This is a genomic window from Streptomyces sp. NPDC096311, assembly GCF_044763085.1.
Taxonomy (GTDB): Bacteria; Actinomycetota; Actinomycetes; order Streptomycetales; family Streptomycetaceae; genus Streptomyces.
This window is the reverse complement of the sequence record NZ_JBIWFN010000018.1, coordinates 52769-67080: the sequence shown is the minus strand read 5'-3', so window position 1 is coordinate 67080 and position 14312 is coordinate 52769. Positions and strand designations below refer to the sequence as shown.

The 14312-nt window shown below is 70.3% G+C and carries 10 protein-coding genes; 5 read left to right on the top strand and 5 right to left on the bottom strand.

What is annotated here, in order from left to right; all coding sequences use genetic code 11:
• Nucleotides 1-2: 2 nt before the first annotated feature.
• From ACIRA5_RS37280 to ACIRA5_RS37265, 4 genes are all read right to left on the bottom strand, one after another.
• Nucleotides 3-1520: an aldehyde dehydrogenase family protein gene (locus tag ACIRA5_RS37280; protein WP_403698598.1), complete on the bottom strand. Its 1518-nt coding sequence runs from the start codon at nucleotides 1518-1520 to the stop codon at nucleotides 3-5.
• A 230-nt stretch (nucleotides 1521-1750) separates the two neighbouring features.
• Nucleotides 1751-2650: a 4-hydroxy-tetrahydrodipicolinate synthase gene (gene dapA / locus ACIRA5_RS37275; RefSeq protein ID WP_403698596.1), complete on the bottom strand. Its 900-nt coding sequence runs from the start codon at nucleotides 2648-2650 to the stop codon at nucleotides 1751-1753.
• Between the two features lie 49 nt (nucleotides 2651-2699).
• Nucleotides 2700-4082 carry an NAD(P)/FAD-dependent oxidoreductase gene (locus ACIRA5_RS37270; RefSeq protein WP_403698594.1) on the bottom strand — a complete coding sequence of 461 codons (1383 nt, stop codon included), beginning with the start codon at nucleotides 4080-4082 and terminating at the stop codon, nucleotides 2700-2702.
• A 155-nt stretch (nucleotides 4083-4237) separates the two neighbouring features.
• The gene (locus ACIRA5_RS37265) at nucleotides 4238-5614 is read right to left on the bottom strand and encodes an MFS transporter (protein WP_403698592.1); all 1377 of its coding nucleotides are present in this window, start codon (nucleotides 5612-5614) and stop codon (nucleotides 4238-4240) included.
• A gap of 278 nt (nucleotides 5615-5892) precedes the next feature.
• On the opposite strand from ACIRA5_RS37265, the gene ACIRA5_RS37260 reads away from it, so the two are divergent.
• Nucleotides 5893-7746 carry a helix-turn-helix domain-containing protein gene (locus ACIRA5_RS37260; RefSeq protein WP_403698590.1) on the top strand — a complete coding sequence of 618 codons (1854 nt, stop codon included), beginning with the start codon at nucleotides 5893-5895 and terminating at the stop codon, nucleotides 7744-7746.
• A 36-nt stretch (nucleotides 7747-7782) separates the two neighbouring features.
• Here the strand turns inward: ACIRA5_RS37260 and ACIRA5_RS37255 are convergent, their stop codons facing one another.
• On the bottom strand, nucleotides 7783-8454 hold the full coding sequence (locus tag ACIRA5_RS37255) for a GntR family transcriptional regulator (RefSeq protein WP_403698588.1): 672 nt from the start codon (nucleotides 8452-8454) through the stop codon (nucleotides 7783-7785).
• A 107-nt stretch (nucleotides 8455-8561) separates the two neighbouring features.
• On the opposite strand from ACIRA5_RS37255, the gene glyA reads away from it, so the two are divergent.
• Genes glyA through ACIRA5_RS37235 form a run of 4 tightly spaced genes read left to right on the top strand, consistent with a single transcriptional unit; the run spans nucleotide 8562 to nucleotide 14287 of the window.
• Nucleotides 8562-9896, top strand: coding sequence for a serine hydroxymethyltransferase (gene glyA / locus ACIRA5_RS37250; RefSeq protein ID WP_403698586.1), 1335 nt, complete (start codon nucleotides 8562-8564; stop codon nucleotides 9894-9896).
• Nucleotides 9893-11113: a sarcosine oxidase subunit beta family protein gene (locus ACIRA5_RS37245; RefSeq protein ID WP_403698584.1), complete on the top strand. Its 1221-nt coding sequence runs from the start codon at nucleotides 9893-9895 to the stop codon at nucleotides 11111-11113. Before glyA ends, ACIRA5_RS37245 begins: the two co-directional genes overlap by 4 nt.
• A 10-nt stretch (nucleotides 11114-11123) precedes the next feature.
• Nucleotides 11124-11423 carry a sarcosine oxidase subunit delta gene (locus ACIRA5_RS37240; protein ID WP_403698582.1) on the top strand — a complete coding sequence of 100 codons (300 nt, stop codon included), beginning with the start codon at nucleotides 11124-11126 and terminating at the stop codon, nucleotides 11421-11423.
• Nucleotides 11420-14287 carry a sarcosine oxidase subunit alpha family protein gene (locus ACIRA5_RS37235; protein WP_403698580.1) on the top strand — a complete coding sequence of 956 codons (2868 nt, stop codon included), beginning with the start codon at nucleotides 11420-11422 and terminating at the stop codon, nucleotides 14285-14287. Before ACIRA5_RS37240 ends, ACIRA5_RS37235 begins: the two co-directional genes overlap by 4 nt.
• The last annotated feature ends 25 nt before the right edge of the window (nucleotides 14288-14312 follow it).

Sequence of the window (14312 nt, the reverse complement as noted above, 5' to 3'; positions counted from 1 at the left end):
GGTCAGCGCCCGTGGTGGTGCATGACGTGCTTGGTGCGCGAGTAGTCGTCCAGCGCGTAGATCGACAGATCCCGTCCGTAGCCGGATCCCTTGAACCCGCCCCAGGGGACTTCGCCGGCCAGCACGAGATGGGAGTTGACCCAGACGGTGCCGAAGTCGAGGCGGGCGGCGATGTCGTGGCTGCGGCGGGCGTTCTCGGTCCACACGGACGCCGACAGGCCCAGGGGGACATCGTTGGCTCGCCTCACCGCCTCCTCCTCGTCGGCGAAGGTCTCGACCGTGACCACGGGGCCGAAGATCTCCTCGCGGGCGACTTCGGCTCCTTCGGGTACGTCGACCAATACGGTCGGGGCCACGAAGTAACCGGGTCCGTCGAGGGCTCCGCCGCCCGTCGCCACACGCACGCCTTCCTTCGTCGCACGCTCCAAGTACCCGATGACGCGGTCGAAGTGAGCCTTCGAGACCATGGGCCCCACTTCGACTTCCTCGCCGGAGGTCGGCTCACCGACGACCAAGGCCCGGACCTCGCCGACGAGTTGCTCGACGAACTGCTCGGCCACCGATTCGTGGACGAGGACGCGGCAGGCGGCCCCGCATTCCTGGCCCGAGTTCCAGAAACTCGCGACGCGTAGCGACGAGGCGGTGGCCGCGAGGTCGGCGTCCTCGAAGATCACCACTGGGGCCTTGCCGCCGAGTTCGAGGTGGACGCGCTTGAGGGTGTCGGCGGCGGCCCTCGCGACGGCTCGGCCGCTGGCGACCGAACCGGTCAGGGCGATCATGTTCACGTCCGGGTGCTCGGCGAGCCGGGCACCGGCGTCCGCGCCGTAGCCGTTGACCACGTTCAGCACGCCGGACGGCAGGAGGTCGGCGACGAGTTCGGCGAACTTCAGGGTGGTCAGCGGGGTCTGCTCGGACGGCTTGATGACCAGGGTGTTGCCTGCGGCGAGGATCGGTGCGATCTTCCAGGCCGCCATGAGCAGCGGGTAGTTCCACGGCGTGATCACGCCGATCACGCCGAGCGGTTCGCGCAGGATGACCGACAGGTGGTTCTCGGCGTAGTCGCCGGCGGCCATGGAGGTGGTCGCGCGCAGCGCACCGGCCATGAAGCGGAAGGTGTCGACGGTCATGCCGACGTCGTCCCGGGACACAGCGAGCGGCTTCCCGGTGTTGGCGGACTCCAGCCTGCTCAGGAGGTCGGTGTGCTCGGCCGAGGCCAGCCGGTCGGCGATGGCGTGCAGCACCTCCGAGCGGTCCTTGGGGACCAGCCGTGCCCACTGATCCTTGGCTGCTACGGCGGCGGCGACCGCTCGGTCGATGTCCTCGGCGGTTCCCTCGGGAATCCGGGCGATGACGCTCTCAGTGCTTGGATCGACCACATCGATGACGCGCTCGGTCGATGCCTCGACGAAGGTCCCGTCGACGAAGTGCCGGGCCTGAGGAAGGTCGGCCTCGGTGATCAGGGGCGGCGCGTCGGCCGCGCGGCGGACGGTGGAGGCCGTGAGGTCGGCGGTGCTGGTCATGATCAGTGACTCCTTGAAGGTGGTCGGGTGAGATGGCCGGCCAGGGAAAAGCGGAGTTCGAGCGTTTCCGGCGGGGTCGGCGCATCGGTCTGCGCCTCAGCCACGGCGATCGGCCCGCAGCGGTGCCGCTGGGCCGATCGCGCTCCCGCGTTCGGATCCGATCGCACTTCCGCGTTCGCAACAGACGCCGTGATCGCCGCAGAACCTCACGGCTGCCGCCGCCCCCTTCGTCAGCGTGCGGCCGACAGCTGGGGAAGGGCCTGGACCAGGGAGGAGATCCGGGCGGTCGTGTCGGCGTCGAGGCCGAGCAGCGGCTCACGGAGGCCGCCGACGGGGAATCCGGCCGCGTCCAGGGCGGCCTTGATGGCCGGGATGAACGGAGCGGACATGATCGCGTCCATCAGCGGGTAGATCCGTGCCCATTCGACTCGCGCGCGTGCGAGGTCGCCGGCGCGCAACGCGCGGTGGATCGAGACGAGTTCGGCCGGCATCACGTTCGCGGTCCCCGCCATGACACCGGCGGCGCCTTCGGTGATCGCCTGCAGCAGAAGGCTGTCCCAGCCTATGAAGGTGGAGATGACGTCACCGTGGCGGTGGATCAGCTGCCCGGCCTGGGCCATGTCGGCGCTGGTGTCCTTGATGTACTGGATGTTGTCGACCTCGCGAGCGAGCCGGCCGACGATGTCGGGCGAAAGGTTGACGCCGGTGGCTCCAGGCAGGTTGTAGAGCATGATCGGAGTGTCCACGGCGTCGGCGACGGTGCGCAGGTAGTGCAGCGTCTCGTCGAGTGTGAGCGGCTCGTAGTACGGGGTGACCACCATCAGAACCGAGGCTCCGGCGGCCTGCGCGTGGCGGGACAGTTCGACCGCTTCCTTGGTGCTCAGCGCACCGGTCTGAGCGACGACCGGCACACGTCCGGCCGCCTGGTCGATGACGGTCTCGACCAGGTGGCGCCGTTCCGCCGCGCTCATCGCCGCGAACTCGCCGGTGGATCCACAGGCGACGACGCCGTCGACCCCGCCGTCGATGCTGCGGTCGACCAGGCGGCGCAGTGCCTTCTCGTCGATCTCCCCGTCCGACGCGAACGGTGTGGCCAGTGCGGTCAGGACACCGCTCAACTGTGACGACATTCTTGATTCTCCTCAGGTGAAGCTGCGAAGTACGGGTAGGGAGGCGGGCTTACGGGGCCGCCGGGGTCAAGTCGCGCCGTGCGGTCTGCCGTTCGGTGGCCAGCAGGCTCTGGGCTTCCTGCGCGGCGGACAGGCCGGTCTGGATCGCGGACTCGGTGTAGAGGGTGCCGAGGTAGTCACCGGCCAGGAGGACGCGGCCGGTGCGGCGGGTCAGCGTCTGCTGGAGCTTCCCGCGGCCGGGGAAGCAGTACGGTGCGCCGGTGGGCCAGCGTTGGACCTCGCCCTCGACGACGTCGCCGGCGAAGCCGGGCAGCACCTGGTCCAGGTCGTCGAGGTAGATCTGCCGGATCTTGTCGTCGTCGTGCTGCAGCAGTTCGCGCGCCAGGCTGCCCGGCGAGAAGGTCATGATGCTGCTGCCGGGCCGGCGCTCCTGCTCGTACCCGTGCACGACGTTCGACATGTTCAGCGCGACGGCGAAGGACCGCTTCGGCGTCGCGATGCCGTAGGCGTCGTCCCAGACCTGGCGCTCGGTCTCGTTGCTGAGGAACGCCGCGCTTACGTAGGGGCCGTAGACGATCTTCGACAGGGCCTCGCGGACGTAGGGGTCGAGATCGACCGCGATGCGGTGGCTGACGGTCGCGGGGGTGGCCAGGACCACGCAGCGCGCCTCGACCTCCTGCTCGATGCCGTCCTGCCGGTAACGGACGACGACGGAGTCGTTCTTCTGGACGATCTCGTCGACGGTCGCGTTCAGCCGCACCCGGTCCGACAGGGCCGCGGCGATGCTTTCGGTGAGCGTGGACGGGCCGCCGAGGATGCTCTGCGAGAGACCGCCGCCGATGTTCCAGACCAGGCTGAAGTAGCCGACGCCGGCGCCGGCCGCGAGCTGGTCGATGTCGGCGGCGGAGCGGGTCACCGTGGGCTTGAACAGGGCTTCGGCGTCCTCGGGCAGGTCGCCGATGAAGTCCTTGAAGGAACGGTCGTTCATGAAGTCGTAGATCCGCTGCTGGTGTTGGGCAGTGGTCTCGCCCTTGCGCCGTTGCACGATCCGGGCGTAGCGAGCGACCTGCACGGCGACCTTGGCGCCGGTCTTGATCATGCCGACCCGCGCCGACATAGGCATCGGGATGCGGAACGGGTAGCTCTCCACGCGGCCCTTGAGCAGCAGCTTGCCGTTCATCGACAGTCCGGCCAGTGAGCCCGGGACCGGTACCGCGTCGACGCCGGTGCTGTTCAGCAGCCACGACGTCGCGGAGTTTCCGCCGGCGTAGACGTGCCCGCCCCAGTTGAGCCAGTACGGACCGCGGCGCTCCGACCGGATGCGGCCGCCGATCCGTCCCTCCGACTCGAGCAGGAGCGTGTCCCAGTGCCGAAGGCGCCAGCCCGCGGCCAGCCCTGCGATGCCGCCTCCCACGATCACTACGTCTTTCATCAGTACCCTCCTGCAAGTTCTGCGGGTGAAGATTTCGGCTGCTGGACAAGGTCGCCGCGCGTTGCTCCGTGGACATGCCGGCCGATACGGCAGCCAGGACCGCGCTGCCGGCGCCGCCCCGGGCCCCCACGGGTGGTGGGGGCCCGGCCGCACGGTCAGACGCCCGCGGGGCGGCCCGTTGCTTCGATCCGGGCGGTCCGCGGTGTCAGAGCGGCGGACTCGTGCAGAGCCATGCCGCGTGTCTCCGGTGCCCAGAAGACGGAGACGACGGCGCCGACGCCGTTGATGACGGCGGCCGCGATCATGGTGCCGCCGACGCCCCAATCGGTCAGGGCCATGGGGACGAGGTAGGTGCCGACGGCGGCGCCGATACGGCTGGCCGAGGAGGCCAGGCCGACGGCGGAGCCGCGTACCTCCGTCGGGAACAACTCGTTCGGGTAGATCCACTGCAGGATCTGGGTGCCGCCGATGATGACCGCGTACAGGGCGAACAGGGTCATGATCACGCCCGAGGGGGCGTCGGGGAAGATGCCCAGCAACAGCAGGGCCAGACCCGACCACACGAAGCTGTGGATGACCAGCGGACGCCGACCCATACGGTTCACGCCGAACAGGGCGATCACACAGCCGATGAGGAACATGACGGTGATCATGGCCTCGCCGATGTTGGCGAGCCCGCCCTTCAGTTGGAGCGCGTCCAGGATCTTCGGGCCGAAGGCGTAGATGGCGAAGAGCGGGACGATGGAACAGGTCCAGAAGACGGTGATGTAGAGCATCCGTCCGCCGTAGCCGGACCGCAGGATCGCCTTGATGTCGACGTTCTCGCGCTCCTTTGCCTCGTCCGGCAGGTCGGCGATCGTCACGTCGGGGCCGTAGACCCGGTCCAGGACGGCGTTGGCCTCCTCGGTGCGGCCCTTGTTGGCCAGCCAGCGCGGGGACTCGGGCGTGCCGTGGCGCAGCAGCACGATGACCGTGGCGGGCAGCGCGGCGCTGGCGAGCATCCACCGCCAGCCGTCGGCGCCGGTCTGCAGCAGTATCTCGCCGACGATGTACGCCACGGCGGCGCCGACGAACCACATGACGACCAGGCCGCCAAGGAGCGGACCCCGGTAGCGGCGCGGTGTGAACTCGGCCAGCAGCGAGGTGGCGATGGGGTAGTCCGCACCGACCGCCATGCCGATGAGCAGCCGCAGGATGAACAGCCACACCGGATCGGCGGCCCAGAACTGCGCGACCGAGCAGACGATGATGGCGATCAGGTCGATGGTGTAGAGCAGCTGCCGTCCGAACTTGTCGGTCAGCCAGCCGCCCACGAACGCGCCGAGGAAGATGCCGATCAGCGCGGACGCGCCGATGAGGCCCTCGGCGGAGTCGGACAGGTGCAGTTGCGGCGAGATCTGCACCATGGCGACGCCGATGATGCTCAGGACATAGCCGTCGAGGAACGGGCCACCGGAGGAGTACAGGGCCAGTTTCTTGTGGAAGCGCGACAGTGGCGCGTCATCCAGTTTGTTTCCTGCGGGATCGGTCATCTCAGCCTCCGGGAGCGGTGACCGGACCTGCCCGTACAAGGGCAGGTCCGGGCCAGATCGGGGTTGATGTGCGGTTCGATGTCGCGAGTACTGCCCGGCGAACGGGGTCGGCGGGGGACGGCTGATCGAGGCGAACTCGCGGTTTCTCGGGGACGCCGGTGGCGTGGCCACCAGATGGCAACGAAGTATGTGAAGGCCGCGAGCGGCCAACAATGCCCGCGCCGCTCTCAGGAGACCGGGGGTGTCTCTGAGTCATAAGTTCGACTACGGTTGTCGGCATGGTCGGCCGTCCCCGCAATTCCGTGGTCCTCACCGAGGACGAGCGGGCCACACTGCTGATGTGGACCCGCAGCCGCACCTGCTCCCAGGCCCGGGCCCGGCGTGCGCAGATCGTGCTGGCCTGCGAGGACGAGCCCACCAACACAGCTGTGGCCGGGCGCCTCGGTATCTCCCGCGACATGGTCGGCAAGTGGCGGGCCCGCTTCCTCGCCGACCGGCTGGACGGCCTGGACGAACGGTCCCGTCCCGGGAGGCCTCCCACGGCCGACGACGACACGGTGGCGCATGTCCTGGTCCGCACGCTCACCCCACCACCGCCCGGTGCCAGGCAGGCCTGGTCGACCCGTTCGATGGCGGCCGAGACCGGCCTGAGCCAGAGCACGGTGAACCGCATCTGGCGCACCTATGGCATCCGGCCGGGGATGCGCGCGACGGCCGGGCCGCGCCGGGCGTGGTCCCTGCCCGACCACGCCGAGGAGGTGGTCGGCCTTTTCCTGGCCCCACCGGTGTGCGTGCTTGCGGTGACGGCGCGGGCAGGGGGGCCCAAGCGCGTCCGCGACTCCGCGGCGACCGACATCAGTCGGCTGTTCGGCCAGGACCGGGAGGCACCCCACGTCCTCGCCGTGGCCGGCGCCTTCGCTGCGCTTCGGGGCAATCACCGCACGGAGGCCGCGCCTTGGGCGGACCACCCGGCCCTGCGCGCGTTTCTGCAGCAGGTCAGCTCGGCGGCGGGCACCGGAGCAACCGTGCACCTGCTTGAGCACGGCGTACCGGCGGACGGCTGCACCGCCCTCGAGCGGCACGAACCGGCCCTGCCCGCCCGCGTGCGCTGGCATCGCGCCCCGAACTCTGAGGCGTGGACCGACGAGGCCCGGCGTCTCCTCGCCGTCGACGCGTCCGTTCCCCGTGACGTGGGACCCGACCCGCACCGGCTTCGGGACGCGCTGCTGACCTGGTCGACCACATGGACGCCGTCCGCAACGGCCTTCACGCGGGTCGCCGCGCCGCGTCCGTCGTACGACCGCCCGGCCATCTGCGGCCCTGAAAATGACTCGAAGGTCCTGGACGGGAGCGCAGTCGGCGACCCGGCCATGCCGACGGCGACGCACATCACCTCTCCCGATGCCGCGCCCGGCGCTCCCGTCACCACCGATCCGGTCGTGGGTCTGCTGCGCGAAGCCGTCCTCGCCGGTGGCCACCGGCCCGGCGACCGCGTGCGGGAGGCACCGCTCGCGGTCCGTCTCGGCCTCTCCCGCCGGGTCGTTCGCGCGGGGCTGCGCGCGCTGGCTGAGGAGGGCATGCTCGAGCTGCTCCCCGGTGGGGCGACCGCGGTCCCCGCCGTCACGGCGAAGGACGTGCTCGATCTCTACGCTCTGCGCGCCAGCCTCGGTGCCCTGCTCATGCGCCGTATCGCGATGCTCGGCCCCCACCGCCTCGGCCCGGCCTCAGCGGCCCTGGCGGAGGTCCGGGCCGCCGCCCGGGACAACGATCATCTCCGCATACGGGAAGACGACTTGAGGTACCAGGACGCTCTCGCCCGTATCGCGGACCTTCCGCAGGCCGCCCAGACCTTCGAGCGCCTGACGGCCCGCCTGCGCATGTTCGTCGCGGTCCTGGACATGGACTACAGCCAGGCCTGCGACACCATCAGGAACGAGGACGCCGCGGTCCACGACGCGTTGTGCAACGCGGACGGGAACGAGGCGGCGCGGCTGTGGCGGGTCAAGATCGAACGCTGTGTCCGCTACATGATCGCCCAGCTCCCCGAGGACGACGTCGCCCCGTACTTGTGGACCACCTTGGCGGGCAGGCCCCGCATGCGCCCCGGGGAACCACGGGGCGTCGCGCACTGACCTCTCGACGAGCCGGAGACCGGCTCCGCCGGCGTCTCAGATGGCCTCGCGAATGGCCCGTTCGAAGCCTTCGACGTGGCTGCGGGCGAGCTGTGCCGCCCGGTCGGGGTCACCGCCGACGATCGCCTCGATCAGCGGTCCGTGCTCTCCGACGTGGCCGGCCATGTCGGACAGCCGGTCGACGAACAGGCACCAGATGCGGGTGGCCAGGTTGTCGTGGCGGACGAGGGTGTCCTCCAGATACGGGTTGTGCGTGGCGGCGTAGATGGCGCGGTGGACCTGAAGGTCCAGGCGCATGAGCCCGGCGGCGTCCTGCCCCGAGGAACCGGCACCCTCCAGTTCCCGCCCCAGAGCCGTCAGGCTCGCGCGGTCCGTGGCCGTGGCGCGCCGCGCGGCCTGCGCTGCGGCCAGGGGCTCCAGCTCCTGGCGGACCTCGGAGATGTGGGCGAGGTCGGTGATGTTGACGTCGGTGGCGAAGGTGCCGCGGCGGGGGTAGGTCGTGATCAGGCGCTCGTACTGGAGGCGCTTGAGCGCCTCGCGCACCGGCGTCCGTCCGACGCCGAGGGACTGCCCCAGCTGCTCTTCGTTGATCGGCGCGCCGGGGCGGATCTCGAGCATGACGAGCCGGTCGCGGATGGCGCGGTAAGCACGCTCGGCGAGGGACAGTTCCTCGACCTCGCCCATGGGGTCGGTCGCCGCCTGTTGCATGAAAAGCCCCCTTGACCTGTCCGGCGAGCTCCCATACCGTACCGCACAGGCTGATATATCAGTTGCTCATTAGTCGCTCATTAGCTGGCTCTCAGGATGGTGCACAGATGGCAACGAACCTGTCGCTCACCACGCTCACCTCCCCTCTCTCCGTCCCGCTCAGCGAGCTCGACCCGGATGTCGCCAGCGCCGTCGACGCCGAGCTGCACCGCCAGCAGTCCACGCTCGAGATGATCGCCTCGGAGAACTTCGCCCCGGCAGCCGTCATGGAGGCCCAGGGCTCGGTCCTGACCAACAAGTACGCCGAGGGATACCCGGGTCGCCGCTACTACGGCGGCTGCGAACACGTCGACGTCATCGAGCAGTTGGCCATCGGCCGGGTGAAGGAACTGTTCGGCGCCGAGGCCGCGAACGTGCAGCCGCACTCGGGCGCCCAGGCCAACGCCGCCGCGATGTTCGCGCTGCTGGAGCCCGGCGACACGATCCTCGGCCTCGACCTGGCGCACGGTGGGCACCTGACCCACGGCATGCGCCTCAACTACTCCGGCAAGCTGTACAACGTCGTGCCGTACCACGTGCGCGAGTCGGACATGCGTATCGACATGGACGAGGTCGAGCAACTCGCTCTCGCCCACCGGCCCAAGATGATCGTCGCCGGCTGGTCGGCCTACCCCCGCCGGCTGGACTTCGCCGCCTTCCGCCGCATCGCCGACGAGGTGGGCGCGTATCTGATGGTGGACATGGCGCACTTCGCCGGTCTGGTGGCCGCAGGCCTGCACCCGAGCCCGGTGCCGTACGCCGACGTCGTGACCACCACTACGCACAAGACCCTCGGCGGCCCGCGCGGCGGTGTGATCCTCAGCCGTGCCGACCTGGCCAAGAAGATCAACTCCGCGGTCTTCCCGGGCCAGCAGGGCGGCCCGCTGGAGCACGTCATCGCGGCGAAGGCAGTCGCCTTCAAGGTGGCGGCAAGCGAGGAGTTCAAGGAGCGCCAGCAGCGCACCCTGGACGGCGCCCGCATCCTCGCCGGACGGCTGCTGGCCGACGACGTGGCCGAGGCCGGGATCACCGTGCTGACCGGCGGCACCGAAGTCCACCTGGTCCTCGTCGACCTGCGGGGCTCCGCGCTCGACGGGCAGCAGGCCGAGGACCGGCTGCACCGCGTCGGAATCACCGTCAACCGCAACGCGGTGCCGTTCGACCCCCGCCCGCCGATGGTCTCCTCGGGGCTGCGGATCGGCACCCCCGCCCTGGCCACCCGCGGCTTCGGCGAGACGGAGTTCCGGGAGGTCGCCGACATCATCGCCCAGGCCCTGAAGGACGAGCGGCTCGGCGACGAGCGGGCGGGCCTGCTGCGTGACCGGGTCGAGAAGCTCGCCGACGCGTTCCCCCTCTATCCCCACCTGCCCCACCTGCCCCACGTGAACGGAGACGCGGCATGACCACCGAGCCGCTGCCGGAGCATCCGGACTTCCTCTGGCGCAACCCCGAGCCGCGCTCCTCGTACGACGTCGTCATCGTCGGCGCGGGAGGCCACGGCCTGGCCACCGCCTACTACCTCGCCAAGAACCACGGCATCACCAACGTCGCCGTCCTGGAGAAGGGCTGGCTGGCGGGTGGCAACATGGCCCGCAACACCACGATCATCCGCTCCAACTACCTCTGGGACGAGAGCGCGGCGATCTACGAATACGCGCTCAAGCTGTGGGAGCAGCTCCCCGAGGAACTGGACTACGATTTCCTGTTCAGCCAGCGCGGCGTCCTCAACCTCGCACACACCCTCCAGGACGTCCGCGAGGGCGTACGCCGCGTCAACGCCAACCGCCTCAACGGAGTCGACGCCGAGTGGCTGGAGCCGGACGAGGTCGCCGAGGTCTGCCCCATCCTCAACGTCTCGCCCCGCACCCGCTATCCGGTCCTCGGCGGCACCTTCCAACCGCGGGCCGGCATCGCCAAGCACGACCACGTCGCCTGGGCGCTGGCCCGCCGGGCCGACGAGATGGGCGTGGACCTGATCCAGGGCTGCGAGGTCACCGGCTTCCTCAAGGACGGCGACCGGGTCGTGGGCGTCGAGACCAGCCGCGGCCGCATCCACGCCGGCCGGGTCGGCCTCGCGTCCGCCGGGCACAGCAGTGTGCTGGCCGAGCGGGCGGGCGTACGGCTGCCGGTACAGTCACACCCACTCCAGGCGCTGGTCTCCGAGCTGCACGAGCCGGTGCATCCGACGGTCGTCATGTCGAATCACGTGCACGTGTACGTCTCCCAGGCCCACAAGGGCGAGCTGGTGATGGGCGCGGGCGTCGACGCGTACAACGGTTATGGGCAGCGTGGCTCCTTCCACGTGATCGAGCAGCAGATGGCCGCCGCCGTCGAGCTGTTCCCGATCTTCGCCCGCGCGCATGTGCTGCGGACCTGGGGCGGCATCGTCGACGTCAGCCCGGACGCCTCCCCGATCGTCGGCAGCACGCCCGTGGAGAACCTCTACGTCAACTGCGGCTGGGGCACCGGCGGATTCAAGGCCACCCCGGCCGCCGGCTGGACCTTCGCGCACACCATCGCCACGGGCGAACCACATCCGCTGAACGCCCCCTTCGCCCTCGAACGCTTCGCGACGGGCGCCTTGATCGACGAACACGGCGCGGCAGCCGTGGCCCACTGAGGAGGACACCGTGCTGCTGATCACCTGCCCTTGGTGCGGTCCGCGGAATGAGACCGAGTACCACTACGGGGGACAGGCTCACGTCCCCTATCCCGAGAACCCCGCCGACCTCACCGACGAGCAGTGGGCCGAGTACGTCTTCTACCGCGACAACCCCAAGGGCCCCTTCGCCGAGCGGTGGATGCACAGCACCGGCTGCCGCCGCTGGTTCAACGTCCTGCGCGACACCGTCACCTACGAGGTGCTCGCCGCCTATCGGCTCGACGAGCCCCGCCCCGAACTGCCCCAGGCCGGAGGTAACCACCGATGACCGACCAGCGATTCCGGCTGCGGCAGGGGGGCCGAATCGACCGTGACCGCGTGCTGCGGTTCACCGTCGACGGCCGGGAGTTGACCGGGCACCCCGGAGACACCGTCGCCTCTGCGATGCTGGCGAACGGGTGCGTCGAGGTCGTCCTATCGCTCTACCGGAGCCGTCCGCGCGGCATCGTCGCCGCGGGCGTCGAGGAGCCCAACGCCCTGGTGCAGCTTGACGGTTCGTGCGCGGAGGGCATGCTCCTGGCGACGACCGTGGAGCTGTACGACGGTCTGTCCGCCACGACTCTGTCCGGGATGGGCCGGCTCGACCCGACCCCCGACCCCGCCGTCTACGACAAGAAGTACGTCCACACCGACGTCCTGGTCGTCGGCGCCGGACCGGCCGGCCTCGCGGCCGCCGCCGCTGCCGCCGGCTCCGGCGCCCGCGTGATTCTCCTCGACGACCAGCCCGAGCCAGGCGGTTCGCTGCTCTCCGGTGCGCGGAGCGACCTCAAGTGGGTCGCAGAGGTCCACGCGACACTCGACGCCGTCCCCGAGGTCGTCGTCCTCCAGCGCACCACGGCGTTCGGCTCGTACGACGACAACTACGTGCTGGCCCTCCAGCGGCGCACCGACCATCTCGGAGCCGACGCCCCCGACCCGTCCGAAGGCATCTCGCGCCAGCGGCTGTGGCACATACGGGCCCGCCAGGTGGTCCTGGCGACCGGCGCTCACGAACGTCCGCTGGTCTTCGCCGGCAACGACCGCCCCGGGGTGATGCTCGCGGCGGCGGTGCGCTCGTACCTCAACCGGTACGCCGTGGCTCCGGGCTCGCGGGCCGTGGTGAGCACGACCAACGACAGCGCCTATGACACGGTCGCCGACCTCCACTCCGCCGGGATCGACATCGCCGCCGTCGTGGACGCACGCGCCGAGCTGTCCCCACGGGCCGCCGAGGTCGCCGCGGCGACCGGGGTGCGGGTGCTGACGGGCAGCGCGGTGGTCGACACCGCGGGCGACGGCCGGCTCACCGGCGTCACCGTCCAGGCCCTCGACGAGAGCGGCCAACTCACCGGCATCTCCCAGTCGTTCGACTGCGACCTGCTCGCCGTGTCGGGCGGTTGGAGCCCGGTGGTGCACCTGCACAGCCAGCGCCAGGGTCGGCTGCGCTGGGACGAGGACCTGGTCGCCTTCGTTCCCGACGGCGCCGTACGGGACCAGCAGGTCGTGGGTGCGGCCCGGGGGACGTACGACCTCGACGGCTGCCGGGCGCAGGGGGCGCGGGCCGGAGCGCGGGCCGCGACGGAGGCCGGGTTCCCGGTTTCCGTACCGTCGTCCAGCGATGACCAAGGCTCCGGCCCGGTGCGCGCGCTGTGGCTGGTGCCCGCCCCCGACGGCGAACCCGGCACCTGGGACACGCACTTCGTCGACCTCCAGCGCGATGTCACCGTCGCCGACGTCTGGCGCTCCACCGGCGCCGGCATGCGCGGTGTCGAGCACGTCAAGCGCTACACCTCGCTCGGCACCGCCAACGACCAGGGCAAGACGTCCGGTGTCAACGCGATCGGCGTGATCGCCGAGGCGCTCGGCGCGGGTGCGTCACCGGGGGAGATCGGTACGACGGCCTACCGGGCGCCGTACACGCCGGTGGCGTTCGCCGCCCTGGCCGGGCGTGAGCGCGGCGAGTTGTTCGATCCAGAGCGCACGACGTCCATCCACAGCTGGCATGTCGCTCAGGGGGCTGTGTTCGAGGATGTCGGGCAGTGGAAGCGCCCCTGGTACTTCCCCCTGCCCGGTGAGGACATGGACACGGCCGTGGCCCGTGAGTGCCGCGCGGCCCGTGAGGGCGTGGGAGTCATGGACGCCTCCACCCTCGGCAAGATCGAGATCTGGGGTGCGGACGCGGGGGAGTTCCTCAACCGCGTCTACACCAACGCCTTCAAGAAGCTCAAGCCCGGCCTCGCCCGCTACGGCGTGATGTGCAAGCCCGACGGCATGATCTTCGACGACGGCGTGACCCTGCGCCTCGACGACAACCGTTACTTCATGACCACCACGACCGGCGGCGCCGCCGGGGTCTTGGACTGGCTGGAGGAGTGGCTCCAGACCGAGTGGCCCGAACTCGACGTCCACTGCACCTCGGTGACCGAACAATGGGCGACGATCGCCGTCGTAGGCCCGAAGTCGCGCGAGGTCGTCGCGGGGCTCGCGCCCGACATCGACCTGTCCGCCGAGGCGTTCCCCTTCATGGCCTTCCGCGAGACCACCCTGGCCTCCGGCATCCCCGCCCGCATCTGCCGGATCTCCTTCTCCGGCGAACTCGCCTACGAGATCAACGTCTGCGCCTGGTACGGCCGCGCCGTCTGGGAGCAGGTGTACGAGGCCGGGCAGCCGTACGGCATCACGCCGTACGGCACCGAGACCATGCACGTCCTGCGGGCCGAGAAGGGCTACATCATCGTCGGCCAGGACACCGACGGCACCGTCACCCCGCAGGACGCGGGCATGTCCTGGGTGGTCTCGAAGCAGAAGGACTTCGTCGGAAAGCGGTCCTACTCCCGCGCCGACACCGCCCGCACCGACCGCAAGCAGCTGGTCGGCCTGCTGCCGACCGACCGCACGACCCGGCTGCCCGAGGGAACCCAGCTCGTCGCGCCGGATGTCGCCCTGGAGACGGTGCCCGTGCCGATGCTCGGCCACGTCACCTCCAGCTACCACAGCCCGGCCCTCGGCCGCCCCTTCGCCCTCGCCCTCGTCTCCGACGGGCGGGCAAGGATCGGCGAAACCCTGCTCGCCCCGGTGGGCGAGGACCTGGTGCCCGTCGAGGTGACCGACTTCGTCCTCTACGACCCCGAAGGGACCAAGCGAGATGGCTGACGAGACGACTGAGCCGACGTTCGGC

Excerpts from the sequence above, each read along its gene's own strand:
- ACIRA5_RS37265 (WP_403698592.1), bottom strand. The coding sequence starts at position 5,614 with ATGACCGATCCCGCAGGAAACAAACTGGATGACGCGCCACTGTCGCGC.
- ACIRA5_RS37245 (WP_403698584.1), top strand. The coding sequence starts at position 9,893 with ATGACCACCGAGCCGCTGCCGGAGCATCCGGACTTCCTCTGGCGCAAC.
- ACIRA5_RS37260 (WP_403698590.1), top strand. The coding sequence starts at position 5,893 with ATGGTCGGCCGTCCCCGCAATTCCGTGGTCCTCACCGAGGACGAGCGG.
- dapA (WP_403698596.1), bottom strand. The coding sequence starts at position 2,650 with ATGTCGTCACAGTTGAGCGGTGTCCTGACCGCACTGGCCACACCGTTC.
- ACIRA5_RS37280 (WP_403698598.1), bottom strand. The coding sequence starts at position 1,520 with ATGACCAGCACCGCCGACCTCACGGCCTCCACCGTCCGCCGCGCGGCC.
- ACIRA5_RS37235 (WP_403698580.1), top strand. The coding sequence starts at position 11,420 with ATGACCGACCAGCGATTCCGGCTGCGGCAGGGGGGCCGAATCGACCGT.
- ACIRA5_RS37270 (WP_403698594.1), bottom strand. The coding sequence starts at position 4,082 with ATGAAAGACGTAGTGATCGTGGGAGGCGGCATCGCAGGGCTGGCCGCG.
- glyA (WP_403698586.1), top strand. The coding sequence starts at position 8,562 with ATGGCAACGAACCTGTCGCTCACCACGCTCACCTCCCCTCTCTCCGTC.
- ACIRA5_RS37255 (WP_403698588.1), bottom strand. The coding sequence starts at position 8,454 with ATGCAACAGGCGGCGACCGACCCCATGGGCGAGGTCGAGGAACTGTCC.